Source organism: Myroides odoratimimus (assembly GCF_004337635.1).
Lineage (GTDB): Bacteria > Bacteroidota > Bacteroidia > Flavobacteriales > Flavobacteriaceae > Flavobacterium > Flavobacterium odoratimimum.
Window position 1 is genome coordinate 1,341,939 of the sequence record NZ_CP037427.1, and the last position, 26,930, is coordinate 1,368,868.

The 26,930-nt window shown below is 34.9% G+C and carries 30 protein-coding genes; 6 read left to right on the forward strand and 24 right to left on the reverse strand.

Going from position 1 to position 26,930, the window contains the following annotated elements; all coding sequences use genetic code 11:
- Positions 1 to 103 precede the first annotated feature (103 nt).
- The 23 genes from E0Z07_RS06165 to pdxA all read right to left on the reverse strand — a co-directional run bounded on the left by E0Z07_RS06165 (position 104) and on the right by pdxA (position 21,376).
- Positions 104 to 1,069, reverse strand: a complete 966-nt coding sequence (locus E0Z07_RS06165; protein ID WP_131540480.1) for a carbohydrate kinase family protein — start codon at positions 1,067 to 1,069, stop codon at positions 104 to 106.
- A gap of 436 nt (positions 1,070 to 1,505) precedes the next feature.
- Entirely contained in the window at positions 1,506 to 2,291 is a 786-nt protein-coding gene (locus E0Z07_RS06170; protein ID WP_006262586.1) for a lipopolysaccharide kinase InaA family protein, read from the reverse strand.
- A 493-nt stretch (positions 2,292 to 2,784) separates the two neighbouring features.
- Positions 2,785 to 4,158 carry an NADH-quinone oxidoreductase subunit N gene (locus tag E0Z07_RS06175; protein WP_006257704.1) on the reverse strand — a complete coding sequence of 458 codons (1,374 nt, stop codon included), beginning with the start codon at positions 4,156 to 4,158 and terminating at the stop codon, positions 2,785 to 2,787.
- Positions 4,159 to 4,212: 54 nt separating this feature from the next.
- Complete coding sequence (locus E0Z07_RS06180; RefSeq protein WP_131540481.1) at positions 4,213 to 5,646, reverse strand: complex I subunit 4 family protein; 1,434 nt, start codon at positions 5,644 to 5,646, stop codon at positions 4,213 to 4,215.
- Between the two features lie 9 nt (positions 5,647 to 5,655).
- Positions 5,656 to 7,548: an NADH-quinone oxidoreductase subunit L gene (nuoL, locus tag E0Z07_RS06185; protein ID WP_016650020.1), complete on the reverse strand. Its 1,893-nt coding sequence runs from the start codon at positions 7,546 to 7,548 to the stop codon at positions 5,656 to 5,658.
- A 6-nt stretch (positions 7,549 to 7,554) separates the two neighbouring features.
- Positions 7,555 to 7,875 carry an NADH-quinone oxidoreductase subunit NuoK gene (gene nuoK, locus E0Z07_RS06190; protein ID WP_006257701.1) on the reverse strand — a complete coding sequence of 107 codons (321 nt, stop codon included), beginning with the start codon at positions 7,873 to 7,875 and terminating at the stop codon, positions 7,555 to 7,557.
- A gap of 2 nt (positions 7,876 to 7,877) precedes the next feature.
- On the reverse strand, positions 7,878 to 8,393 hold the full coding sequence (locus tag E0Z07_RS06195) for an NADH-quinone oxidoreductase subunit J family protein (protein ID WP_006257700.1): 516 nt from the start codon (positions 8,391 to 8,393) through the stop codon (positions 7,878 to 7,880).
- 2 nt (positions 8,394 to 8,395) lie between these two features.
- Positions 8,396 to 8,941 (reverse strand): NuoI/complex I 23 kDa subunit family protein, encoded by a 546-nt coding sequence (locus E0Z07_RS06200; RefSeq protein WP_006257699.1) that lies wholly within the window; start codon positions 8,939 to 8,941, stop codon positions 8,396 to 8,398.
- 2 nt (positions 8,942 to 8,943) lie between these two features.
- Entirely contained in the window at positions 8,944 to 9,978 is a 1,035-nt protein-coding gene (nuoH, locus tag E0Z07_RS06205) for an NADH-quinone oxidoreductase subunit NuoH (RefSeq protein WP_006257697.1), read from the reverse strand.
- Positions 9,979 to 9,990: 12 nt separating this feature from the next.
- A complete protein-coding gene (locus E0Z07_RS06210; protein ID WP_006257696.1) occupies positions 9,991 to 11,016 on the reverse strand; it encodes a 2Fe-2S iron-sulfur cluster-binding protein in 1,026 nt (341 codons plus the stop codon).
- Positions 11,017 to 11,057: 41 nt separating this feature from the next.
- A complete protein-coding gene (gene nuoF / locus E0Z07_RS06215; protein WP_006257695.1) occupies positions 11,058 to 12,416 on the reverse strand; it encodes an NADH-quinone oxidoreductase subunit NuoF in 1,359 nt (452 codons plus the stop codon).
- 4 nt (positions 12,417 to 12,420) lie between these two features.
- The gene (locus tag E0Z07_RS06220; protein ID WP_006257694.1) at positions 12,421 to 12,951 is read right to left on the reverse strand and encodes an NADH-quinone oxidoreductase subunit NuoE family protein; all 531 of its coding nucleotides are present in this window, start codon (positions 12,949 to 12,951) and stop codon (positions 12,421 to 12,423) included.
- Positions 12,952 to 12,955: 4 nt separating this feature from the next.
- Entirely contained in the window at positions 12,956 to 14,191 is a 1,236-nt protein-coding gene (locus E0Z07_RS06225) for an NADH-quinone oxidoreductase subunit D (protein WP_006257693.1), read from the reverse strand.
- Between the two features lie 19 nt (positions 14,192 to 14,210).
- A complete protein-coding gene (locus E0Z07_RS06230; RefSeq protein ID WP_006257692.1) occupies positions 14,211 to 14,732 on the reverse strand; it encodes an NADH-quinone oxidoreductase subunit C in 522 nt (173 codons plus the stop codon).
- Position 14,733: 1 nt separating this feature from the next.
- A complete protein-coding gene (locus E0Z07_RS06235) occupies positions 14,734 to 15,285 on the reverse strand; it encodes an NADH-quinone oxidoreductase subunit B (protein WP_006257691.1) in 552 nt (183 codons plus the stop codon).
- A 14-nt stretch (positions 15,286 to 15,299) separates the two neighbouring features.
- Positions 15,300 to 15,665 (reverse strand): NADH-quinone oxidoreductase subunit A, encoded by a 366-nt coding sequence (locus E0Z07_RS06240; protein ID WP_006257690.1) that lies wholly within the window; start codon positions 15,663 to 15,665, stop codon positions 15,300 to 15,302.
- Between the two features lie 209 nt (positions 15,666 to 15,874).
- Complete coding sequence (locus E0Z07_RS06245; RefSeq protein ID WP_006257689.1) at positions 15,875 to 16,075, reverse strand: cold-shock protein; 201 nt, start codon at positions 16,073 to 16,075, stop codon at positions 15,875 to 15,877.
- A 254-nt stretch (positions 16,076 to 16,329) separates the two neighbouring features.
- Positions 16,330 to 17,679, reverse strand: a complete 1,350-nt coding sequence (gene accC, locus E0Z07_RS06250; protein WP_006257687.1) for an acetyl-CoA carboxylase biotin carboxylase subunit — start codon at positions 17,677 to 17,679, stop codon at positions 16,330 to 16,332.
- A gap of 72 nt (positions 17,680 to 17,751) precedes the next feature.
- Positions 17,752 to 18,240, reverse strand: a complete 489-nt coding sequence (gene accB / locus E0Z07_RS06255) for an acetyl-CoA carboxylase biotin carboxyl carrier protein (protein WP_006257686.1) — start codon at positions 18,238 to 18,240, stop codon at positions 17,752 to 17,754.
- Between the two features lie 24 nt (positions 18,241 to 18,264).
- Positions 18,265 to 19,263, reverse strand: a complete 999-nt coding sequence (locus E0Z07_RS06260; RefSeq protein WP_006257685.1) for a beta-ketoacyl-ACP synthase III — start codon at positions 19,261 to 19,263, stop codon at positions 18,265 to 18,267.
- Positions 19,264 to 19,424: 161 nt separating this feature from the next.
- The gene (rpmF, locus tag E0Z07_RS06265; RefSeq protein WP_006257684.1) at positions 19,425 to 19,622 is read right to left on the reverse strand and encodes a 50S ribosomal protein L32; all 198 of its coding nucleotides are present in this window, start codon (positions 19,620 to 19,622) and stop codon (positions 19,425 to 19,427) included.
- A gap of 9 nt (positions 19,623 to 19,631) precedes the next feature.
- Positions 19,632 to 20,255, reverse strand: a complete 624-nt coding sequence (locus E0Z07_RS06270) for a YceD family protein (RefSeq protein ID WP_016361602.1) — start codon at positions 20,253 to 20,255, stop codon at positions 19,632 to 19,634.
- A 50-nt stretch (positions 20,256 to 20,305) separates the two neighbouring features.
- Complete coding sequence (gene pdxA / locus E0Z07_RS06275) at positions 20,306 to 21,376, reverse strand: 4-hydroxythreonine-4-phosphate dehydrogenase PdxA (protein ID WP_006257682.1); 1,071 nt, start codon at positions 21,374 to 21,376, stop codon at positions 20,306 to 20,308.
- A 57-nt stretch (positions 21,377 to 21,433) separates the two neighbouring features.
- Here pdxA and E0Z07_RS06280 point away from each other — a divergent pair, with 57 nt between their 5' ends.
- From E0Z07_RS06280 to E0Z07_RS06295, 4 genes are all read left to right on the forward strand, one after another.
- The gene (locus tag E0Z07_RS06280; RefSeq protein ID WP_006257681.1) at positions 21,434 to 22,027 is read left to right on the forward strand and encodes a riboflavin synthase; all 594 of its coding nucleotides are present in this window, start codon (positions 21,434 to 21,436) and stop codon (positions 22,025 to 22,027) included.
- Between the two features lie 68 nt (positions 22,028 to 22,095).
- Positions 22,096 to 22,677 (forward strand): RNA polymerase sigma factor, encoded by a 582-nt coding sequence (locus tag E0Z07_RS06285; protein WP_006257678.1) that lies wholly within the window; start codon positions 22,096 to 22,098, stop codon positions 22,675 to 22,677.
- A 2-nt stretch (positions 22,678 to 22,679) separates the two neighbouring features.
- Positions 22,680 to 22,907 (forward strand): hypothetical protein, encoded by a 228-nt coding sequence (locus E0Z07_RS06290; protein ID WP_006257677.1) that lies wholly within the window; start codon positions 22,680 to 22,682, stop codon positions 22,905 to 22,907.
- Positions 22,891 to 23,715, forward strand: coding sequence for a mechanosensitive ion channel family protein (locus E0Z07_RS06295; RefSeq protein ID WP_006260495.1), 825 nt, complete (start codon positions 22,891 to 22,893; stop codon positions 23,713 to 23,715). Before E0Z07_RS06290 ends, E0Z07_RS06295 begins: the two co-directional genes overlap by 17 nt.
- Positions 23,716 to 24,173: 458 nt before the next feature.
- Here E0Z07_RS06295 and E0Z07_RS06300 read toward each other — a convergent pair whose 3' ends face one another.
- The gene (locus E0Z07_RS06300) at positions 24,174 to 25,001 is read right to left on the reverse strand and encodes a universal stress protein (RefSeq protein WP_006257674.1); all 828 of its coding nucleotides are present in this window, start codon (positions 24,999 to 25,001) and stop codon (positions 24,174 to 24,176) included.
- A 170-nt stretch (positions 25,002 to 25,171) separates the two neighbouring features.
- Between E0Z07_RS06300 and rimP the strand changes: the two genes are divergently transcribed.
- Complete coding sequence (rimP, locus tag E0Z07_RS06305; RefSeq protein WP_006257673.1) at positions 25,172 to 25,639, forward strand: ribosome assembly cofactor RimP; 468 nt, start codon at positions 25,172 to 25,174, stop codon at positions 25,637 to 25,639.
- A 14-nt stretch (positions 25,640 to 25,653) separates the two neighbouring features.
- Positions 25,654 to 26,892, forward strand: coding sequence for a transcription termination factor NusA (gene nusA, locus E0Z07_RS06310; RefSeq protein WP_006257671.1), 1,239 nt, complete (start codon positions 25,654 to 25,656; stop codon positions 26,890 to 26,892).
- Positions 26,893 to 26,930 lie beyond the last annotated feature (38 nt).

Consider the following 26,930-nt stretch of genomic DNA (forward strand, 5'->3'; position numbering starts at 1 on the left):
AGTATTTAAAAATTGTGAATTCATTTTTGTCTTTTGTTATGAGTGCTAAATTATAATTTTTTTTGATATCAAAGTGTTTTTTTTCAAAAAAGCTCTTTTTCTCTTATTTTTCAGGTGTTTTCAGCTCTTCTAAGATGTTTTTACTCGTAATTAATTCATCTTTGAATATTGTTTCATAATAAAAAATGTCAAAATCTTCTCTTTCATACTCCGGATTAGCTCCTGTATGAGAAGTGACAAAGGCACCTAGTGATGCTGCTGTTTTAATAATCTGAATAGGATCATGCCCGTTCAACTTAGCTGCTAAGAAACCTGCAAGGTAAGAGTCTCCACTACCTACGGTATCTCTAATCACGATATCAACTGCAGGATAGCTATAGAGCATTTCTTTGTTTAAATACAGTCCTCCTTTATCCCCTTTAGAAATGATAATCTCATCACAATCAAAGTGTTTTTGAACAAACTTGATAGCGTCTTCTTCTGTTGTATAGGGTTCTTCTAGATACTCAAGAATCTCTTTTAGTTCGAACTTATTCATCTTTAGTAGATCTGCTTTATGCATGAGTTCTACTACGAACTCTAATTCATAATGAGGAGGTCTAAGATTGACATCATAGACTTTATACTTCGCTACATCTAGCAGTTTATGTAATGTTTCTCTAGTATGAGGAGTTCTACTCGCTAAAGTACCGAATACAAAGGCATCTGACTGCGCTACTAGATCACTATCTTCTTGCTTAAAGTCGATAAAGTCCCAAGCGCTATTCTTTAAAAATTCGTAACTAGCTTCATTGTGATCATCGAATGTAGCGAATACTGTACCTGTCTTTTTGGTAGTATCTGTCTGTATGTAGGAAGTGCATGCACCTACTTCTTTTAGTCTATAAATAATTTTTTGACCAGCGTCATCTGTACCTAATTTGGTAATAATGTGTGAGTCTATTCCCATCTTATGTAGGTGATAAGCTACATTTAAGGGCGCTCCGCCGATCTTCTTATACGTTGGGAAGATGTCCCATAGTATTTCACCAAAACAAACTACTATAGGAGAATGTGTATTATCTGACATAAAGGATAGTTCTTATATATAATTAGACTTTACTAAGTTACAAAAATCTTTGTTGAAGATAAATAACGTTAGTTATATTCTATTTGGTATATGCGTATTGATAAGGTTTTTTAGTTTAGGTAAGAAATGTTGGTTTTAGAAGTTTTAAGTGATGAGGTGGTAGGTAGTAGATGCTTCGGGTAGAGATAGGGTGTGCTTTTGAAAACAAGGATTGAACCCGTGTATATACTGGTTGTTTCCGAATGGCTTCCGAAGGATTTGTCTTGTTATTGTTTTAATAATCTGATAAGTAGTTGTTTAAGTGTTTTTAGATGGTGTAATCTTAGGCAAAAAGAGCAAAGGAAATCAATAAGGGCATAAGGAGGCATTATGAGTCAAATAATTGGGTAGGGAATAAAAAAAAACACCTCTAGATGATACTGAGGTGTTTTAAATGCTATTGATAATACATTTTTTTTACTTTATTCTTTATGGATTTCTTTTTATAAAACCTGTATTGAAATTTGATAGTCTCTAACCAAAGTTTTATAAACACATCACGTGAGCTCTTACCAATAAGCTCAGCATAATGGGTAGCCATCTTCTCGATATCTTGAATGTTTGTAGTCAAGTGTGACAAGTTTTTCATTCGATGTGAGAAACTCATTTCTTGATCAAACTTCATTCTGTTGATATCTACTAGATAAAATTCATGCGAACCATCTTCTCTTACTTTTATCAAAGTGTTACCTGGTGAATGGTCTAAGAAATTAATACCATTCTCGTGTAATTTAAAAGAGAATTCAACGAACTCCTCAAGGACTCTCTCCCTGTTAGGACAATCTTGGTTTTGTGCTAGATCTCTATAAGTGATATCTGTATCAATAAATTCTGATATGTAGTATGAGTTTCTTAATGCGCCTTTAGAGACGTATTCAAAATAAGCAATCGAATGTGGAGCATTGATTCCTAGATTGTGTAATCTTTCAGCGTTTTCAAATGATCTCAGACCTTTAGACTTACGTATATTTCGGTATACATATCTATTGATAAGATTAGGTTTCTTAAAGGATTTAATAGCAACCTTCTGACCAGTAGATAGCTCTACAAGCTTGATACTATTTCTAGTTCCTTTAGCGATATAAGTATCTATTTCGTCATAGGCTTCAATGATTTCCGTTAGTTCTTTTTTAAGGTTTTGATATTGAGTGTGTATTATCGCATTTACTTTCAACTTCTTCATATAAAAAGTAATTACAATTAAGCACTAAAGATAAAGAATACTTAGGAAACGAAATTATTAAACTAAAGGAGTTAAATTGTTGTATTTCAATGTGTTTATTTGTATTTATGTTTGTTTTATGAAGGATTTAGCATTTGTTTTTTTTGTGCTTTTTAACTGTTTTAATGCTTATAATTAGATATTGCTAGTGATAAGTTTTATTAAGTCTAGATAATTGTTACAAGTGCTGATTTAGAATAAAATAAACGTGATAAAATGCGAGTTTTTTTAGTTTTTTGAAGTTATACGGAATTAGATAGAAATGTCTTAAAAAGATGTGCTTTTTAAAATTAAATGTCTTTTAAATGAAAATTAAACAAAATAATGATCACTTATATTTTAGAGGTTTTCGGTTGTATCACACTGATTGTGATGTGGGTTATAAAAAAAGGTGGCGTTTTATTAATAAAACGCCACCTTTAGGGTAATCTATCGAGTTGTTATTTATTTTGTTCTAATTGAATAGGTTTAAAAGTATCGATGGACATAGACCAATAACGATGTTAATAACGATGGCTGTAACCCCAACGATCTTATAAGTTAACGGTACTTGGATGTGCTCTGTATCTTCTTCTGTAGAAGCGTACATACCAATGATTACTTTTAGATAGTAATAGATACTGATAAATGAGTTAATCACCCCGAAGATAACTAATGCTATAAATCCATTACTTATCGCCTGTGAGAATAAGAAGAACTTACCAAAGAATCCTGCAAAAATAGGTATACCTCCCATAGATAATAACGCTACAGAAAGGATAATAGCAAGAAGAGGATTCTTCTTCGCTAACCCATTGAAGTTAGATATTTGTTCGTTTTCTTTATTCTTTGTCACGATGATTAATACTGTGAATGCTGCTATACCTGCTACAGCATACGCTGATGCATAGTAGAATAGGTTAGCTGATGCTGTACCTAATGCTGTAAGTGCCATCATCATAAATCCAGCATGTGATATACCAGAGTATGCTAATAGACGCTTCATATTATCTTGACGGATAGCCATGATATTACCTACCGTCATCGTTAGAATAGCGATTACTACGATTACGTTGATATATTGACTTGGCATATCTACTAATAAGTACATGCTTAGTCTGTATAGCGTAGCTACAGCAGCTACTTTAACTAATGTACTCATCAGTGCTGTCGTAAGACTAGGTGCTCCTTGGTACACGTCTGGTGCCCAGAAGTGGAATGGAACAGCTGCTATCTTAAATAACATACCTATGATAATCATCGTAGTTCCTAGTGCATACCATATCGGTAATGATCCTGCTAGTGCTACTTCTTTTATTCTAACTACATCAAACGACCCTGTAGCCCCATAGATTAAAGCAATACCGAATAATACTACTCCTGAAGCGAATGATCCTAAAAGGAAATACTTCATCGCAGCTTCGTTACTCTTAATGTTCTTGCGATCTGTACCACATAAGATGTATAATGTGATAGAAAGGATCTCAAGTCCTAGGAAGAACATAGCCATATTACCAAAGCTTACCATACATATCGCTCCCATTAAAAGGAAAAGTTTTAATGAGATATAGTCTGATATCTTTGAGAATTCTGTTTTATAAAAATCTTTACTTAATGCTACTAAGAAAATAGTTAAGGCTATAAATAAAGATGAAAATGCGGTAGAAAATTTAGTGCTCACAAACATATTGTTATAATATGCTTGCACCACATCAATATTGCATACAGTATATCCCAAGATACCTAGTAATCCTAAAAGTGTCGCAGGAATGACTACTTTGCGCAAATTGATGATTTCTAGTACAAGTACTAAAACCGCTAATACTCCAATTGCTATTAATGTATTCATTTGTTTTATTTTGGAATTAAATTCATCAGTTAAGTACTGACTCCTTACTATTTATTACTTAATATAAGACATTATTTCAACCAAACTAGGTGTGATCAAGTCAGATAATGGCTGTGGGAATATTCCGAAGAATATAACAGCTACTGCTAATACGCCTAAGATCACTACTTCTTTAGTATTTACATCAGCGAATACTTTAGTATTAGTTTCTCCTAACATCGACTTTTGGAACATTCTAAGCATATAGAATGCACCTAAGATAATAGAGGTACCACCGATGATAGCATACCATATATTCACTTGTGATAATCCTAAAAGCAGGTTGAATTCTCCGATGAAACTGAATGTTCCTGGTAATCCTATTGAAGCAAACATTAAGATCATGAATAATGAAGCGAATTTAGGAGCTTGTTGTCTAATACCTCCCATTTCACCAATCATTCTAGTCAGGTAACGTTTGTAAATAATCTCTGCTACGTAGAATAAACCTACGATAACGAATCCGTGTGCTATCATTTGTAAAACAGCTCCTCTTAATCCGTCTAATGTCAATGAATATGCTCCTGCTGCAATAAGACCTACGTGTGCTAATGAAGAATATGCAAAGAATCTTTTGATATTCGATTGTTTTAATGCTACGATAGATCCATATACAACACCGATGATACACAGTACTAAGATAGTAGGCATTACCTCTTTCGCTGCTATAGGAGAGATCGGTAATTGCCAACGGATGATAGAGTATAACCCCATCTTAAGCATGATACCAGCTAATAACATTGTTCCTACAGTAGGCGCTTTCTCATAAGTAGAAGCCTGCCATGTGTGGAATGGGAATACAGGAATCTTAATCGCATAAGCAATGAAGAATGCTAAGAAGATCCAGTACTGTTCTGTAGCTGATAGTTTAGCATTATACAGGTCGATTAGCATAAAGCTACCAGCACGTTGGTATAGATAGATAAATCCAACTAACATGAATAATGAACCTGCAAATGTGTAAATAAAGAACTTAAAGATTGCTTTCTTACGTGCTTCGAAACTGTCATTACCCCATAATAAAGCAATGAAGTAAATAGGTAGTAATGATAACTCCCAGAAGATGTAATACAAGAATCCATCAGATGCTAAGAATGTTCCTGTCATAGCGAATGACATAAACATTACTAATGCATAGAATGCATTAGATTTCTCTATGTGATCTCCTAATGATGATAATATAATCACAGGAGTTAATGCTGTCGTTAATAAAACTAAAGCTAATCCTAAACCATCTGCTTTAAAGGCTAAATGAATATTAGGGTTAGTCATCCATTGCGTTACATATCCTGTGTCAACCCCAGAATTATGTGAACAGATTAGAACTAAAGTTTCTACAAAAGCAACTAGTCCGAATAACAAGGCTACTTTAGCAGCTGATTGTTTACCTACTAAGTAGGTCGCTATAGCTCCGACTAATAACGTTAATAATAATATAGTTACGTTCATCTCTCTAAGTTATCTTGCAATGAATAAATAATATAAAATCAAACAGATTCCGAATACAAAAGCAAATAAGTACAATCCGATATTACCGTTTTGAGCTTTTTTACCTTGTAGAGATAATCCGTCTGCTATCTTTCCTAAACCAAATATAGTTCCTGATAAAGCTACTTCTACTACATCTCTTAAGAATGTAGCTAGTGTGTAGATAGGGTTTACAATTACTTTTTGATAGATTTCATCAATGTAGTATTTGTTGTAAAGTACTTTATGGAAACCAACGATTTGTTCGTCTTCTTGAGGTACTTCATTTTTACTAATGTACTTAGAGTAAGCAAGACCTAGTCCGATTAAGAAACCAATAGTAGCAACCCCCATTAAAACATATTCTAAGGTACCTAGTTCATGACTGTGTTTAGTCACTGTATTTACGATAACAGGTTTAAGATATTCGTTTAACCAAGAGTTTCCATTACCAGGTAAGCTGATAAGTCCACCAACAATAGAAAGTACAGCTAATACTACTAATGGTGTAGTCATAGCAGCAGGGCTTTCGTGTAAGTGGTTCTTTTGTTCTTGAGTTCCTCTAAAGTTCTTTTTGAATGTCAAGAAGAATAGACGGAACATATAGAAAGCTGTCATAATAGACGCTAATGAACCAATAATGTATAATACAGTATTGTGTTTAAACGCTGTTAATAAGATCTCATCTTTAGAGAAGAAACCTGAGAAGAATGGGAATCCTGAGATAGCCAATGTAGCGATTAAGAACGTTAAGTAAGTCACTTTCATGAATGGTTGTAGACCACCCATTTTACGCATATCTTGTTCTCCGCCCATAGCGTGTATAACTGATCCTGATCCAAGGAATAAACAAGCTTTAAAGAAAGCGTGTGTGATTACGTGGAATACAGCAATCTCATAAGCTCCAAAACCAATAGCCATAAACATTAATCCTAACTGAGATACTGTAGAGTAAGCAAGTACTTTTTTGATATCGTTTTGTACAAGACCAATAGTTGCTGCGAATAAAGCAGTAAATGCTCCAACGATAGCGATTATGTTTTGAATATGAGGTACAAGATCAAATACAAAGTTTAATCTAGTGATTAAGAATATACCTGCAGTTACCATCGTAGCAGCGTGGATTAATGCTGATACAGGAGTTGGTCCTGCCATCGCATCTGGTAACCAAGTGTACAAAGGTATCTGTGCACTCTTACCAACTGCTCCAATGAAAAGAGCTAAAGCAGCATATCCAATCCAAGTATTTACTTGGTGGTTAGTTCCGCTTAGAATAGCTTCTTTAATTGTCATATAATCTAACGACTGGAATAAGAATGCTAAAATGAATACCCCTACTAGGAAACCTAAATCTCCTATACGGTTCATGATAAATGCTTTCTTAGCTGCGTCGTTATATGATTGGTTCTTATGCCAGAATCCGATAAGTAAGTATGAACAAAGTCCTACACCTTCCCAACCAATAAATGTGATTAGTAAGTTGCTACCTGTAACTAATAAAATCATGAAGAAGATAAATAAGTTAAGGTAAGCAAAGAACTTTCCATAGTTCTCATCACCTTTCATATAGCTAGTAGAGTACCAGTGTATCAGTGTACCAATACCTGTAACAAATAATAACCATAACAATGAAAGTTGATCTAATAAGAATCCGAAAGAGATATCAAATCTCGTTGTTGACATCCAATTAAATAAGTCAACTTGTATTGGTTCACCTGTACCGTTTACTTGTACAAATGCTATTACTGTAATAATGAATGAAATTAAAACTGCAAGGGTAGCAATCATTCCAGCACTATTACCTAATTTCTTTCCGAAGAAAATATTAACTAGTGACCCTAATAAAGGAGCCAGTAATAAAAGTAAAATTACGTTCGTATCCATGCGGAATTATCCTTTTAAGTTTTTTAATTTATCAATATCAATTGATCCAATATTTCTGTATATCGTTACTAATATGGCTAACCCAACAGCAACTTCTGCTGCCGCTACCGCCATCGTAAAGAATACGAATACCTGTCCCTGTGCATCTTGATGATATGTAGAAAACGCTACTAATAGCATATTAGCAGAGTTCAACATAATCTCGATACACATAAACATTACAATTGCGTTACGTCTATATAGAATACCAAATACTCCGATGCAGAATAATATGATCGATAAGTAAATGTATCTGTCTATACCAATTATTTCAATTACATTCTCCATAATTATGCTTCTTTATCGGTTTTGTCCTTTTTAGAGATTAGTACTGCACCTATCATAGATAATAATAATAGAACAGCTACCATTTCGAAAGGCATTACGTATTCATTTAATAATACTTTACCTAGTACTTGTACTGATTGGAAGTCTTGTCCATGAGTTGCGTATTGCAATTCATAAGTTTGAGCTCCACGCATAGTAATAGAAAGCAATAATAAACCTACTAAACAGAAAGCTATTGTAGCAACAACTTTAGTGATAAAAGGTTTAGAGACTTCATGGCTTATATTTAAGTTCATTAACATGATTGTAAATAGCATTAAAATCATGATAGCACCAGAGTAAACCATAATATGTACCATTCCTAAGAACTGAGAGTTTAATAGGATGTAGTGACCAGCTATTGAAAAGAAACTTACCACTAACCACAAAGCACTATGGATAGGGTTTTTGCTCAATAGGGTAAGTACTGCACTTCCGAGTGTTATAGTCGAAAGAATATAAAATAATATTTCTACCATGATTAAGCTTGATTCTGTTGTTTAGTATTTTCGATTGCTACATCTAGTGGCATAACTAATTTGTCTTTTCCAAAGATGAAGTTCTCACGAGTAACATCTGCTTTAGCAATTTGTTTAGATGTAGTCAAGTAAATTGCTTGTTTTGGGCAAGCCTCTTCACATAAACCACAAAATATACAACGAAGCATATTAATCTCGTATATCTCAGCGTATTTCTCCTCGCGATAAAGATGTGCTTCTTCAGGTTTGCGTTCTGCTGCTTTCATTGAAATTGCTTCTGCAGGACATGATAATGCACATAAACCACAAGCTGTACAACGTTCTCTACCTTCGTCATCACGCATTAGCATATGTCTTCCGCGATATACATCACTGAAAGGTCGTTGTTGTTCTGGATAAGCGATAGTCACTTTTTTCTTAAACATGTGTTTTAAGGTAACCATCATTCCTTTGAAGATAGCTACTAAGTAGATCTTCTCTGTCCAAGTCAGCTTCTTATTAGAAACTTCCTTTTTTCTTCCTGATAATGAATAAGTATTTGTCGACATGCTTAACTTTTTACTAGTAAGATTACAATAGCTGTAATCACTAAATTCAACAATGCTAATGGAATTAATGATTTCCATCCTAAGTTCATCAATTGATCATAACGGAAACGTGGTAAAGTCCAACGAACCCACATATAAACAAATATGAAGAAACATATTTTAACGAATAGAGCGAAAATACCTATTACGTTTGCAATATTTACTCCCCAGTTTTCTACAGCCCATGACATACCTGGATAGTTATACGCTCCAAAGTATAGTACAGAGATGATAGCTGATGAGATAAATAAGTTTGCATATTCAGCGAAAAGGAAGAATCCCATCTTCATAGAAGAATATTCTGTGTGGAATCCTCCAATTAGTTCTTGTTCACATTCTGCTAAGTCAAAAGGCGCACGATTAGTTTCAGCAAATGAACAAATCAAGAAGATTAAAAAACCAACTGGTTGGTAGAATACGTTCCAGTTCATTCCTTGTTGTTGTAATGCTATTTCTCGCATGCTTAATGACTGAGTCATTAATAGTAATGATATTAGTGAAAGTCCCATTGCGATTTCATACGAAATCATTTGAGAAGCAGCACGAATACCACTCATTAAAGAGTATTTATTATTTGATGCCCAAGCTCCAATCATGATACCGTATACTCCTACAGAAAGTACTGCGATGATATATAGTAAGCCAACATTTAAGTCAGCAGCTTGTAATATAATATCTCTTCCAAATAAATGAAACTTATCTCCCCAAGGAATAACAGCACTAGTCATTAATGCTAATGTCATCGCCAGGAAAGGTCCAAACTTAAATAAGAATTTATTTGGTGTGTTTGGTTGTGTTTCTTCTTTAGCGAATAGTTTTAAACCATCTGCTAGGGGCTGTAATATACCTCCTTTACCAGCACGGTTAGGACCTAGACGGTCTTGTATCCAGGCAGCAATTTTACGTTCTGCTAACGTGGCATACATCGCCATAAGCATCGTAACTGCAAACACAACTACAATGATAACTGCCTTATCTATAATAATAGTTTTATCCATACTTATGCCGATTTATTCTTTTGATTCATTATCTGTAAAAGGAATTTCCTTCATACTAATTTTAACGCGGTCTTGGTCACGTCCTTCTAAGATATGTTTTTCTGTTTTCATTACTACTTTATCTAATTTCTTAGTGTAGTTGTTTTGATTGATAACAGAGAATTTCTCAAACTTACGTGGTCCTTCAATAACCCAGTCTTTTGTGTCTTTGTGGTCAAAACGACAACTGTTACAGATAAATTCTTCTACTTCGTGGAATTCATCTTTACGAGCTGTTACTCTTTGGATTTCTTCTCCGAACATCCATACTGTTACTTTACCAGAACATGTAGGACAATCTCTATGTGCGTTATAAGGTTTGTTAAACCAAACACGTGATTTAAAGCGGAATGTTTTATCTGTTAATGCTCCTACAGGGCATACATCTATCATGTTTCCAGAGAACTCATTATCAATTGCAGCTGATATATAAGTTGATATTTGTGCGTGATCACCACGTCCACATACACCGTGTACTCTTGCGTCTGTTAGTTGTTCTGCTGTCTTTACACATCTATAGCAAAGGATACAACGATTCATGTGAAGTTGAATATTGTCTCCTATATTTTCAGGAGCGAATGTTCTTTTTTCTTCTTTGAAGCGTTTCTGACCTTTACCATGGTCGAAAGCTAGGTTTTGTAAATCACATTCACCTGCTTGGTCACATACAGGACAGTCAAGAGGGTGGTTGATTAATAAGAATTCAGTAACTGCTTTACGTGCTTCTAGTACTCTTGGAGAAGAAATACTTTTTACCTCCATACCGTCCATAACTCCTGTTTTACAAGAAGCCATTAACTTAGGCATAGGACGTGGATCTGCTTCACTACCTTTAGATACTTCCACTAAACATGCTCTACATTTTCCTCCTGTACCTTCTAGTTTTGAATAATAGCACATTGCAGGAGGTACTGATTCGCCTCCTATCATTCTTGCTGCTTGTAGAATGGATGTCCCTGGTTCTACTTCTATTTCATGTCCGTCTATAGTAACTTTCATAAACTGTGCTTTGTTTAAGCTGAATATTTAGTCAGCGTATATTATTTATTGATCAAGTGTTTTACTGTTGAGAAAGGCTCATTCACATAGTGATTTCTATCTTTAACTTTCTCTGGATATAAAACGTGATATTCAAACTCTTCTCTAAAATGTCTTATGGCTGCAGCTACTGGCCATGCAGCAGCATCTCCTAAAGGACAAATAGTGTTTCCTTCAATATTGCTCTGGATGCTCCATAATAAATCGATGTCATCCATAGTTCCGTTACCCGTCTCTATACGGTGTAATACTTTTTCAAGCCACCCTGTACCTTCACGACATGGAGAACATTGTCCACAACTTTCATGAGCATAGAAACGAGCGAAGTTCCAGGTGTTTCTAACGATACAAGCTGTATCATTATAAACGATGAATCCTCCAGAACCCAACATAGATCCTGTTTCGAATCCTCCATCAGATAACGATTCATACGTCATTAGACGATCTTCACCATTAGCTGTTTTATAGATTAAATGCGCTGGTAAGATTGGTACTGAAGATCCCCCAGGGACTAATGCCTTGATAGGACGATCATCTATCATACCACCACAGTATTCTTCTGAGTTAATAAATTCATGAACAGTGATACCCATTTCGATTTCGTATACTCCAGGTTTTTTGATGTGTCCTGAAGCAGAAATAAGTTTTGTACCAGCTGATCTCCCTAATCCTAATTTAGAATACGCTTCTCCAGAGTTGTTTACAATCCATGGAACGTTAGCAATAGATTCTACGTTATTTACCACTGTAGGATTACCCCATAGTCCACTTACAGCAGGGAATGGTGGTTTGATACGAGGATTACCTCTTTTACCTTCTAGTGATTCGATAAGAGCAGTTTCTTCTCCACAGATATAGGCTCCTGCACCACAGTGTACGTGTAGATCTAATGAATAGTCTGACCCTAAGATATTTTTACCAAGCCATCCAGCAGCATAAGCTTCTTTTATAGCTCTTTCTAGTATTTTAAAAACCCACATATATTCTCCACGAATATAGATGTAAGATAGGTTAGCCCCTAAAGCGAAACTTGATGTAATCATTCCTTCTATTAATAAGTGAGGAATATGTTCCATTAAGTAACGGTCTTTAAAAGTACCTGGTTCAGATTCATCCGCATTACAAACTAAGTGTCTTGGTTTGCCTGACTTTTTATCGATGAAACTCCATTTTAATCCTACTGGGAATCCAGCACCTCCACGACCTCTTAAACCAGAAGCTTTTACTTCTTCCGTGATTTCATCAGGAGTCATAGATTTTATAGCTTTCTCTACAGAAGCATAACCACCATTTTGACGGTATACTTCATAAGACTTAATCCCTGGGATATTGATTTTATCTAATAATATTTTTGTTGCCATATTACTATTTGTCGTGAAGAATTACTTTACCAGCTTTACAATCTTCTATGATTTGATCTATTTTTTCTTTTGTCAAGTGCTCTTTATAGAAATCTCCTAATTGCATCATTGGAGCATATCCACAAGCACCTAAACATTGAACACCTGCTATAGAGAACATTCCATCAGGAGTTGTTTCTCCTGGTTTTATGCCTAGCTTTTCACAAGCGTATTCCATCATATCATCAGCACCTCTAATTCCACAACAAGATGTTAAGCAGAATTCGAACATATACTTACCTACTGGTTTTTGGTTGTACATTGTATAGAATGTAACTACCTCGTATACTTCGATAGGAGTTATGTTTAGCATTTCAGCGACTTTGTCCATTAGTTCTGCACTTAACCAGTTGTCATGAGCATCTTGTACCTCATGTAAGACTGGTAATAGCGCTGACTTTCTTTTATCAGCAGGGTAGTGGCTAATCAACTCATCAATGCGTTGTTGCAACTCTGGTGTGATATTTATGTTTTGTTTGTATTTTTTAACTTCCATAATCTTAAGCGTCTAATTCTCCTGCGATAATATTTAAACTTGACAGTGTAATAATAGCATCTGATAGCATACCACCTCTTACGATGTCATTATATGCTTGATAGATGATAAAACAAGGTCTTCTAAAGTGTAAACGATAAGGAGTTCTACTACCATCAGTGATTAAGTAGAAACCTAATTCTCCATTACCACCTTCTACAGGATTGTATAGTTCTGTAACTGGCACAGGTACTTCTCCCATGATTATTTTAAAGTGGTAGATAAGTGCTTCCATATTAGTATAAACATCTTCTTTTGGAGGAAGGTAATAATCTGGTACATCTGCATGGTATGGACCTTCAGGCATTTTGTCTAATGCTTGTCTGATGATTTTTAAACTTTCCCATACTTCAGCATTACGAACGCAGAATCTGTCGTAACAGTCACCACTTGTACCAACTGGAATATCAAAGTCAAAGTCTTCGTAAGAGCAATATGGTGAAGCAATACGTACGTCATAGTCAACTCCTGCCGCTCTTAAGTTAGGACCTGTGAATCCGAAGTTAATAGCTTCTTCAGCAGAGATTCCACCTACACCTATTGTTCTGTCCATAAAGATTCTGTTACGCGTAAGTAACCCTTCAAATTCAGACCAGATTGCAGGGAATTCTCTTAAGAATTCTTCGATTAGTTGGAATACCTTTGGAGACCACTCTCTCTCAAATCCTCCGATTCTTCCCATATTAGTAGTTAAACGTGCACCACTAATTTCTTCGAATATTTCGTATATTTTTTCTCTGTACTGGAATACATATAAGAACCCTGTAAGAGCTCCTGTATCTACCCCCATTACTGAGCTACAGATAATGTGGTCAGCTATACGAGCCAATTCCATTACGATAACTCTTAAATATTGAACTCTTTTAGGGATTTCAATACCTAATGCCTTTTCTACAGTTAACCACCAAGCAGTATTGTTGATTGGTGAAGAACAATAGTTTAGACGATCTGTTAATACGTTGATTTGATAAAAAGGTCTGTTCTCAGCTATTTTCTCAAATGCTCTATGTATATATCCTACTGTTCCTTCTCCATCTAGTACTTTCTCTCCATCTAGTAAGATGATATTCTGAAAGATACCGTGTGTAGCAGGGTGTGTAGGTCCTAAGTTTAATATCTGTAATTCTGTCCCGTCTTCTTGAAATTTCTCTTCAATAAGTTTAGCATATCGTTGCTCAGGAGGTAATAATAAATCTGACATAGTCTCGTTCCTTTAAGTATTAAGAATTATGAACCGTTCTACCAAAGAATCTATCATCTTTGTCTGTTCTACCTGCATCTTCCATTGGGAACTCTTTTCTTAATGGGAAAGATTCCATCTGGTCCATATTTAATATTCTCTTCAATTGAGGATGATTCTTAAAGATAATCCCATAAAAATCATATGTTTCTCTTTCTTGCCAGTTTGCACTTTTAAACAAATCTGTAGCAGACTCTACAACTGGGTTTTTGATATCTAAGAAGGTTTTAAAACGAACTCTAATATTATCTGTCCAGTTGTGCATGTGGTATACCACCGCTAATTGACGTTCCGAAGGTAAGTCAGCATAATGAACTCCGCAAATATCTGTAAGGAAGTTAAAGTTCATCTCACTATCTTCTTTTAAAAACTTAAGAACATCGTGCGAAGCATTAGTTGCAACTTCAAAAGACAACATTCCATGTTGTTCATGAAATTCACTAACTGACATACCAAATGTTTCAATTAGCCTTTTTTGTAATGTAGTATTATCTAATGCCATACTATTTGTTTATGTTGTAAGAATTTAATAATTCATCATATTCTTTCGTACCTCTGCGATTAACAGATTCAGATTTTACAATTTCTTGTAGTCTTAGTACACCATCTAGAATTTGTTCTGGTCTAGGAGGGCACCCTGGTACATAAACGTCTACTGGGATTACTTTATCTATTCCCTGTAGTACAGAGTAAGTATCAAAAATCCCGCCAGAACAAGCACAAGCTCCAACAGCAATAACCCATTTTGGTTCAGCCATCTGTTCATATACTTGTCTTAAGATAGGAGCCATTTTTTTAGAAATAGTTCCCATAACCATTAGCATATCTGCTTGTCTAGGAGAGAAACTCATACGCTCAGAACCAAAACGAGCTACGTCATACGTAGCTGCCATTGTTGCCATGAATTCAATTCCACAACAAGAAGTTGCGAAAGGTAGAGGCCACATTGAATTAGCACGTGCTAATCCAACTACTGAACTTAATTTAGTAGCAAAGAATCCTTCTCCTACATATCCTTCCGGAGCTTCTACTGTATTATATTTTTTATCGCTCATCTCTATCTATTTTATTAATCCCACTCTAGTCCTTTTTTCTTGAATTCATATAGTAATCCGATTATGATTAGGAATAAGAAAATTCCCATTTTCATTAAACCGTCCCAACCGAACTCTTGGAAGTTAACTGCCCAAGGGTATAAGAAGATTACCTCTACATCAAATAATACGAATAGTATTGCTACAAGGAAGTATTTTACATTGAATGGGATACGTGCACTACCTAGTGACTCTAATCCACATTCCCATGTACTGTCTTTAATTTTAGAAGATTTTTTGGGACCTAATTTACTAGAAACCCAAATTGTCATGGATACAAACCCAGCAGCTAGTGCTATTTGCATTAAGATTGGGATGAAATCAAGTTGACTTGCCTGCATATCTAAAGTATTTATATTAATACAACATACAAATATACATTTGAGTTCTCGTTTTACAAAGCTTTGGTACTCTAGGTGTTGCCTAGTTTGACTCTAATGGCTTAATATGTATTTGGATTAATTATAAATAGAATGCTAGGTAATAAAAAAAGCTATCCATTTTTGAAATGAATAGCTTCTTCGTAATTGAAAATTTATATTGTAAAAAATTAATTTCCTATCACTTCTACATCTACAGCGATTAAACCTTTTTTACCTTTTTCTTCAGTATAAGAAACGCGGTCACCTTGGTTAATGCTTTTAGTTTTTAAACCTGTGATGTGAACAAAAATGTCTTGTTTAGTAGCTTCATTTGTGATAAAGCCAAATCCTTTGTCTTCATTGAAGAACTTAATTACGCCTGTATGCATTGTATTGAAATAAATAAAATTATGTTCAAATATAATGTTTGTTTCGAACTAAGTTTAGTTTTTTTTAATTTTTTTTTAAAAATTAATGTTTATTTAATTGATGAGGAGATTTTTATTTTCAATTCTATAATATATTTCGAATAGTTTGTGTTACTTCTTGTAGTATTTGCTTTTTGTGGTGATGCGATAGGGCATAATTAAAAACAAAAAGGGCTATTCAGTTAAGAATAGCCCTTTGAGATATCTGATGTAGATTAATCCTCTAATGGTTTCATTGTGAAACTTTCCATAAATGCTGTTGTATAATTACCAGCGATATAGTTTGGATCATCCATTAATTGTCTATGGAATGGAATAGTCGTTTTGATTCCTTCGATTACGAACTCGTCTAATGCTCTTCTCATCTTGTTAATTGCTTCTTCTCTTGTTTGAGCAGTTGTAATTAACTTAGCAATCATTGAGTCATAATTAGGAGGAATAGAGTATCCAGAGTACACGTGAGTGTCTAGACGTACACCGTGTCCACCAGGTGTGTGAAGAGTTGTAATCTTCCCTGGAGATGGGCGGAAGTCATTGAATGGATCCTCTGCATTGATACGACATTCTATTGAGTGCATTTTAGGCAAGTAGTTTTTACCAGAAATTGGTGTACCTGCTGCAACTAAAATTTGCTCTCTGATTAAGTCATAATCGATTACTTGTTCAGTGATAGGGTGTTCTACTTGGATACGAGTATTCATTTCCATGAAGTAGAAGTTTCTGTCTCTGTCTACTAAGAATTCGATAGTACCAGCACCTTCGTATTTAATGAATTCAGCAGCTTTTACAGCAGCTTCACCCATTTTGTGTCTCAATTCATCTGTCATGAATGGAGAAGGTGTTTCTTCTGTTAGTTTTTGGTGACGTCTTTGGATAGAACAGTCACGCTCAGAAAGGTGACATGCTTTACCATAAGAGTCTCCTACTACTTGGATCTCGATGTGGCGTGGGTCAAGGATTAGTTTCTCCATGTACATACCATCGTTACCGAAAGCTGCAGAAGCTTCTTGACGAGCACTTTCCCATGCTCTGTCTAGCTCTTCTTCTTTGAAGATTTCACGCATACCTTTACCACCACCACCAGCAGTAGCTTTCATCATTACTGGGTAACCGATAGCTTTAGCTGTTTTTTTAGCGTGTTCTAATGATTCTAGTAATCCGTCAGAACCTGGTACAGTAGGTACTCCAGCTAATTTCATTGTTTCCTTAGCTGTAGCTTTATCTCCCATTTTTTCAATCATCTCTGGTCCAGCACCGATGAACTTCACACCGTGCTCTTGACAGATTTTAGAAAATTTAGCGTTTTCTGATAAGAAACCGTAACCAGGGTGTATAGCATCTGCGTTTGTAATTTCAGCAGCAGCTATTATGTTTGAAATCTTTAAATACGATAAGTTACTTGGAGCAGGTCCAATACAAACAGCTTCATCCGCAAAACGAACGTGTAAACTATCTGCATCCGCAGTAGAGTAAACTGCTACAGTTTTAATGCCCATTTCTTTACATGTTCTGATAACACGTAAGGCAATTTCACCTCTATTAGCGATTAATATTTTTTTAAACATCTCTTGAAACTTTAATTTAACTTTAGTGAGTTTACTTCGTTAGAAAGTAAAAATTGGTGTGTTATAAATTTCTTAAGATGGATCAACTAAGAATAATGGTTGATCAAATTCTACTGGAGAAGCATCGTCAACTAATACTTTAACGATTTTACCAGAAATTTCAGATTCGATTTCGTTGAATAATTTCATTGCTTCAATTACACATACTACATCTCCTGCTTTAATAGTTTTTCCTACTTCAGCAAATGGTTCTTTGTCTGGAGCTGGTTTTCTATAGAATGTTCCAATGATTGGAGATTTTACAGTGATGTATTTAGAATCTTCGTTAGCTGCAGTTTCAGTTGCAGCAGCAGCTGGTGCAGCTGGAGTTGCAGCTTGTTGAGCAACAGGAGTTTGAGATAAAGCAGAAGCTACTGGTACTTGTTGGATGTAAGTAGTTTCAGTATTACCTGTTTCAGTTGTTTTAATGGTGATTTTAAAATCATCCATTTCTAATTTTACTTCTGTAGCTCCTGATTTTGCTACAAATTTAATTAAGTTTTGAATCTCTTTAATGTCCATACCTAATGTATTGGTTAGTTGTTTTTATTTCGCTGTGTACGCCCACTTTAAGTACATTGCACCCCACGTGAAACCACCTCCAAAAGTAGCAAAAATAATATTATCACCCTTTTTAAGTTGTTTTTCATAATCGCAAAGTAGTAATGGTAAAGTGGCAGACGTTGTATTTCCGTATCTTTCGATATTCATTAATACCTTTGAGTCATCTAAGCCCATTCTGTGAGCTGTAGCATCAATGATTCGTTTGTTCGCTTGGTGTGCAGCTAACCAAGTCACATCTTCATGAGAAAGATTGTTTCGTTGCATAACTTTTTCACTTACATCAGCCATGTTTGATACAGCATATTTAAATACTGTTTTTCCATCTTGGAATACATAGTGTTGTTTGTTTGCAACAGTTTCTGCACTTGCAGGTAAGATAGATCCACCTGCTTCGATTTTTAAGAACTCACGGCCAACACCGTCGCTTCTTAAGTATTCATCTTGTACTCCATAGCCTTCTGTGTTAGGCTCGAATAATACTGCTCCAGCAGCATCTCCGAAGATAATACAAGTTGCACGATCTGTATAATCGATGATTGAAGACATCTTGTCTGATCCGATCAACAATACTTTTTTATATCTACCTGATTCGATATATGCAGAAGCTACTGACATACCATATAAAAAGCTAGAACAAGCTGCTTGTAAATCAAATGAAAATGCATTCGTTGCTCCAATTTTTGTTGCAACATAAACTCCTGTAGAAGCTACAGGCATATCAGGTGTCGCTGTTGATAAGATTATACAATCGATATCTTTAGGATCTGTGCCTGATTTGCGTAATAAATCTTCTGCGGCTTTGATAGCCATATAAGAAGCTCCTTCACCAGGTTCTTTAAGAATTCTTCTTTCTTTAATTCCTGTACGGCTAGTTATCCATTCGTCGTTTGTATCTACCATCGTCTCTAAGTCTGTATTGGTTAACTTAGTCTCTGGTAGGTAGCATCCGATCGCTGTAATGGCTGCGTGTATTTTTGTCATATGGTGTTGCTTTACTTTATAAAAACATTCCAAAAAGAAGCGAAAATTACAAAAAAAAAACGAATTAACGGTTCTTTGGAGGCGTAAAGTACGTTTTTTGGGCTATATACCAAAAAAAAACTCTCACACATTGTGAGAGTTAATTTGTACTTTGTCTAAAGTTATGCCTCTACTTCAGCTGTTTTGTCGATTACAACTTGCCCTCTGTAGTACATTTTTCCTTCATGCCAGTAAGCTCTGTGATATAAGTGAGCTTCTCCTGTTACAGGACATGTAGCGATTGTTGGAGCTACAGCTTTGTAATGAGTTCTTCTCTTATCTCTTCTTGTTTTCGAGGTTTTTCTCTTAGGATGTGCCATTTTACTATATTATTTATCCGTTAATAGTTTCTTTAATTCTGCCCATCTAGGGTCAATATCTTTATTTGTATTTTCTTCTTCCTCTTCTACATCATCATATTCTAGGTCGTCTATTAAGTCGAAGATTTCGTCATCTTCATCATCGAATAGACTGTCAAATTCGTCTTCATCCTCTTCATTAACGTAACCTAAGTAATCTAATGCTGCAGAATCTAATGTTCCATCTTTTACTCCAGGATGAACCCTTTTTTGTGGTATAGCTAGAACGATCATTTCATATATATATTGAGCTACATTTATTTGATGTTCAGTATATGGGATGATTAATATCTCGTCGTGATCATCATTAAATGAATCTCCAAATTTAACTACCAAATCAATTTCACTCTCTACTGGCATGTCAAAATCTTGGTTTGTCACATCACAAGGTACATTTGCTATACCTTTTGCAGTGAAGTGTAACTCAAATAGATTAATTTTCTTGTCTAAAAGAACGTTTATATCAGCATTAATATGATTGAAATCACTGTAGTTGTAGTTTTCGAAAAAACGGTCATCTACCTTAAAATCAAACGAATGCTTTCCGTTTTTTAATCCTGTAAAAGGTATTAAAAAGTCTTTTTCAATATTCATGGAATACATGATTTGAGCGTGCAAAGATAAAAAATTATTATAATTACAAGCTAGTTATCAAATTTTTTTGTGCTAAAATCTTTTTCTTGAGGCTGTAAAGGGTTTGCTGCTGCTTCGATATTTCTACTTCTATTGTTATAAATATCAATAGCTAGATATAGTGCTTCTTTAAAAGAAGTTTCGTCTGCAATGCCTTTTCCAGCTATTTCATAAGCAGTTCCGTGGTCAGGAGAAGTTCTAATCTTATCTAGACCAGCAGTATAGTTCACACCATGACCGAAAGAAAGTGCTTTGAAAGGGGCTAAACCTTGATCGTGGTAGCACGCTATCACTGCATCAAAGTGTTTGTGTGTTCCTGATCCGAAAAAACCATCTGCAGGAAATGGGCCTGAAATTAGAATACCTTCATCATTAAGTTTTTCTACTGTCGGTTTTATGATTGTTAATTCTTCATTACCTATAACACCGCCGTCACCAGCGTGTGGGTTTAATCCTAAGATAGCAATGCGTGGTTTAAATATATTGAAATCTTGAATTAAAGTATCGTTTATCGTTTTTACTTTTTGTTCGATTAATTCAGGAGTGATTGCTTTCGCTACATCTTGTATTGGTAAATGATCTGTTAGTAATCCTATTTTTAGATCTTCACTTACTAGTAGCATAAGAGCCTGACCTTCTAATTGCTCGTTTAGATAATCAGTGTGTCCAGGGTACTTAAACTCTTCGTCTACGCTATTATATTTATTGATAGGAGCTGTTATAAGTACATCTATCTCTCCATTTTTTAGAGCTTCAGTTGCTGCAACAAATGATTTGATAGCATATTTTCCAACGATGGGGTCATTTTTACCAAATGAAATATTAACGTTTTCTTTCCATAGATTTAGTACGTTTAATCTATTTGGGACAATTTGATTTAGATTGTCTATTCCTTGTATTGGTGTATTATTATCAATCGTTTTTTTTATATATGATAGAGGCTTTGAATTTCCGAATATAACAGGAGTGCAGATTTCTAGCATTCTACTGTCTTCGAAACATTTGAGTATAACTTCACTACCTATCCCATTTAGATCTCCGATAGAGATCCCTACTTTTATAATTTCTTCTTTGTGGCTCATAGTTTCGTCTAAATTATTCCTACTTTTGAAAGCAAATTTAATAAAATAAATGGAGTTATGTTTACAGGGATAGTTGAAAACATCGGAAATATCAAAAGAATAGAAAAAGAGCAAGAAAACTTACATATCACAGTAGAATCTGCATTTGCTAGTGAGTTACAGATCGATCAGAGCGTTTTACATAACGGTATCTGTTTGACAGTAGTAGCACTGGCAGATGTTGAATATACTGTTACTGCTATTAAAGAAACGATAGATGTGACAAGTATAGGACAGTGGCAAGTAGGGCAGGAGCTAAATCTAGAAAGAGCTATGCTGATGAATGGTCGCTTAGATGGGCATATCGTACAGGGACACGTAGATCATATCGCTACCTGTGTGAGTATTGAAGAAGTGGGAGGTAGTACATATTTTGGGTTTGAATATAAAAAGACGTCACAGCATGTGACGATAGAGAAAGGGTCTATTACTATAGATGGCACGAGTCTGACTGTTGTAGACTCTGGTATCAATACTTTTAAAGTTGCGATTATTCCATATACTTTAGAGCATACTATTTTTAAACATTATCAAGTCGGAACCGTGGTTAATCTTGAGTTTGATGTTGTTGGGAAGTATGTTGCTAAGTTGGTGCAATTGAGAAGTTTGTAGTAAATATTTAGTATTTTTATGGGACTATTGGTGTAAAAGACTTTACTTTGCACCTGAAAAAAAAGTATATGAAGTTTAATTCGCAAAATAGTAATTTTGCTGCGATGACGGATGAAGAGTTAGTACAATTCATTGTTCATAGTAGCAATACTAACTTATTTGGGATACTTTATGATCGGTACGCACAGAAAGTTTATGCGAAGTGTATTGGTTTTGCTGAGTCTAGGGATGTGGCAGAAGATCTTACACAAGATATTTTTGTGAAGTTGTATTTAAACCTAAAGAACTTTAGAGGTGATTCTAAATTTTCTACATGGTTGTATTCTTTTGCGTATAATCATTGTGTCAATTATTCTAGGTTAGTTCTTAAGAAGAAGAGAAATGAAGAAACATTGGATGATGAGAATCAATACGCATTATCTGTAGAAGACGAGATTTCGGATGAGGAGATATTCTCATTGAGTGTCGATAGGTTACAAGAGTCATTAGTAAGGTTGGATCCGGAGGACAAGATTGTTTTGTTGATGAAATATCAGGATGACAAGTCTATTAAGGAGATTTCCACCCTGTTGGATTTAGGAGAGAGTGCGGTGAAAATGCGACTCCACAGGGCTAAGAAAAAAATTGTTGAAATTTATAACTCGTTGTAATTATGGATAATCCGTTTAAAAAAATTCTTCAGGACGAAAAATTACCAGATTACTTAAAAGATAGGGTAATAGATAATCTCAACTTTATTAAGTTATCACTAGATGTGTCAGAACTTTATACTGTTAAGGTTCCTCAGGCATTAGGTAGCCTGATAGGAGAAAAAGATGTGAAAAAAGAAAATGAAATAATCAATAAAATTAAAAATAGTAAGGATGATGGAACGTTATAACTTTGAGTATCCTAGTCAAATGATTAACTCTGTAATGAGCTCGTTATTACAAGGATTGATAGGATTTGTTTTTTTAGTAGGCTATATTTTAATTTCTTGGTTAATAATTAAGGTATGTTCTTATGTCTTAAAGAAGCTGTTTAAGGTTATTCGCTTAGAGAAAATACAAAATCTATTAAGCGAAAATGACTTTTTGAATAAGGTGAATATCAAGATCAGTGTGTCTGATATCTTAATCTTCTTTGTAAAGGTGTTTTTAATCTTCTTAATGGTAGTAGTAGGAGCTGAGTTATTTGGTCTAGCTATTGTCTCTCGTGAGATTGGAAACCTGATGTTGTATATTCCTAAAGTGTTTGTAGCACTACTGATCTTCGTAGGAGGATTGTATTTTGCTACATGGGTAAAGAAAGCTATTGTGGAAGTGTTAAAGGCTGTTGACTTCAGTGGAGCACGTATGATAGGTAATATCTTATTCTATCTAATCTTGGTTTTTGTGTTTATTACTACATTGAATCAGATGGGTATAAACACAGATATTATTACTAATAATATCTCTATTATCGTAGGGGCTATCCTATTGACTGTAGCTTTATCATTAGGATTAGGGGCTAAAGATGTTGTGACTAGACTATTGTTCTCTTTTTACGCTCGTAAGAATCTAGAGTTAGGACAGCTAGTGCGTATCGATGGTCTAGAAGGATATGTGATCTCTATAGATAATATCTACCTATGTCTGTTAGTAGAAGGGAAGAAACACTATCTACCGATAGCTAAAGTATCAGAAAGTCATATCGAGATAATAAAATAGATTATTTATATAGCAGTAGCTATTAGCATATAATAAAAGGCGAATGTTCTCATGATATTCGCCTTTTTTAGTATTAGTATCTTGGATTAAGAGTTGTTCTCTAAGGTTACAGTTGTTGAATAAGGCTGTTTTTTTATTTTCTTTCCGCTCTTTTTGACTAGATATGGAGTTTATGACTTTGGTTGCTCTTTTTGTTTTATTATGAAGGACTGAGTTTTTTACAGAGTATTGATTTATAGAGGTATATTGTGTTTGGGCTTGGGGTTCTTCGGGTATTCTAGGGGTTTTCTTCGAGTTTGCTTGCCCAGAGAGGGGTTTTCTCGAAGAAATGTGCAAGGATAGTCGAAGGAATCTGCTAGGAACTAAAAGCAAAGAAGAGAGTAAATGAATAGAATAGGAGAAATAAAAAAGCTGATTGCGAATAGCAATCAGCTTTTTATATTATATAAGGATAGTACTTAGTCTATCTTGATAGTCAATACTGAGATAGGTGAGTGATTTACTAAATCTTCACTGATACTTCCGTTGAAGAAATGAGCTAACCCTGTACGTCCATGTGTAGCGATCGTGATTAGGTCTGCATTCGTTTTCTTAGAGAAGTTAAGGATTCCTTTTTCTACTGTTAGATCATTATAGATAGATAAGTCGTATTCTGTATCTGTGATGTCTTCTAAGAAGTCTTCTAATACTTGTTCTGCTACATGAGTAGGTTTAAAGCTATTAGGGGTGTTTACCATCAGTAGGTGTAATTTCGTGTCGAACATCTGGTGTAGACGTAGAATCTTTTTAAAAGGTTCTTTCATATTATCAGTAAAGTCAGAAGCGAATACAAGATCATTCACGTTGAAGTCATCCCCTTCTCCTTTAATTACTAATACAGGTGCGTCAGATGTTCTTACTACTTTCTGAGTATTAGAACCTACGAAGTATTCTTTCGCTCCGCTCGCTCCATGAGATCCCATTACGATAAGGTCTGCTTTATTCGTCTCTGCTGTCTTAGTCACGCCATAAGCCGTTCTGTCTAGGATAAGACTAGTAGATACCTTAATGCCTTCGAATAGGTCAGATAGGGCTAATTCTCTAAGTTTCTCTTCAGCAGCGTTCTTGAAGAACATTACTTCAGGAGCAGGAGTACCTTTATTGATACTATCATTTCCTTGTTGTGGCAAGTCCAAGATGTGTAATAGTAGTATTTCTGCATCTCCTTTTTTAGCTATACAAGCAGCTACCTTGATAGCGTTATAAGCTTGCGTAGAAAAATCTGTTGGGACTAGTATTTTTTTCATAGTGATATTTGTTGTTTTATTTCGATTTAATTACATGATTTAAAGTTAAGAATATAATTATCAATAGGCAAAAGTTTTATTTGTAATAAAAAAATTAATATCTTTGCACAGTTATTTATTAAAAAAGTTAAATAATGAGGGGACAAAGTAGTCCCCTCTTTTTATAGCATATGACATTAAAAAGTAAAGTACAAGAATTAATAGATAAGGCTTTAGAAGAGCATACATCTATATTTATTATAGATTTTACGGTGTCTGCTGACAATAAAATCACTCTAACTATAGATGGTGATGAAGGTGTGACATTACAAGATTGTATAAATTTTAGTAGAGCTATAGAGCATAATTTAGATAGAGAAGAGCAGGATTTCTCACTAGAGGTAGCATCAGCAGGTGCAACAGCACCTTTAAAATTACTTCGTCAATACCATAAGAACATTGGTAGAAAGCTAAAAGTGGTGACGCTAGATCAAGAGAAATACGAGGCTACTCTAGATAATGTGATCGATAATCAGATTGTCCTAAAGTGGAAGGCTAGAGAGCCTAAACCTGTAGGAAAAGGGAAGGTGACAGTAGAGAAAGAAGCTGTGATTCCTTTTGAGAATATTAAAGAAGCGAATGTTATAATTTCATTTTAAAATAAAAAAAGCACATGGAGAATAGAGATTTAGTAGATTCATTCTCAGAATTTAAAGACGAAAAAGATATTGAGCGTGTAACGCTGATGGCCATCTTAGAAGATGTATTTAGAAATGCATTGAAAAAAAGATTTGGTAATGATGATAACTTTGATATCATTGTTAACCCAGATAAAGGAGATTGCCAGATATTCAGAAACCGTGTAGTAGTAAATGATGGGGAAGTAGAGAATGATAACTATGAAATTTCATTATCTCAAGCACGCAAGATCGAACCAGATTTTGAAGTAGGAGAAGAAGTTTCAGAAGAGGTTAAATTAGAGGAGTTAGGAAGACGTGCTATTTTAGCATTGCGCCAAAACTTAAACTCTAAAGTGACTGAGCACGATAATACTACTTTATACAAACAGTTCAAAGATATTATTGGAGAAGTTTATTCAGCAGAAGTGCACCACATCCGCCCAAAAGTTGTAATTTTGATGGATGAGGAAGGAAATGAAATCGTTTTACCAAAAGATAAACAGATTCCATCTGACTTCTTTAGAAAAGGTGATACTGTAAAAGGAATCATCGAAGCAGTAGAATTAAAAGGATCTAAACCTCAAATCATCATGTCTAGAACTGCTACTGAGTTCTTAGAAAGATTATTCGAGCAAGAAATTCCTGAGATCGCTGATGGACATATCACGATTAAGAAAGTGGTACGTATCCCTGGAGAAAAAGCAAAAGTGGCAGTAGATACTTTTGATGATCGTATCGATCCAGTAGGAGCGTGTGTAGGTATGAAAGGATCTCGTATCCATGGTATCGTTCGCGAATTAGGAAATGAGAATATAGATGTAATTAATTTTACTAATAATACAGAATTATTCGTTAAGCGTGCTTTAGCACCTGCTAACGTAAATAAGGTAGTTCTGAATGAAGAGACTAAAAAAGCAAATGTTTATTTAGCTCTAGAAGAGGTATCACGTGCGATAGGACGTGGTGGACAAAACATCAAATTAGCTGGTATGTTGACTGGATATGATATTGATGTTATGCGTGAATTAAACCCAGAAGACGATGACGTAGAATTAAAAGAGTTCAAAGACGAAATCGACGAGTGGGTAATTGAAGAATTTGCAAGAATCGGTTTAGATACGGCTAAGAGCGTTTTAAGCCTAAGTGTTGAAGAGTTAATGAAACGTACTGATCTTGAAGATGAAACAATTGAGAATGTACTTAGAATCTTGAAAGAAGAATTCGAGGATTAATTACAAGTTAACAACACAACACATTTAATACACTAAAA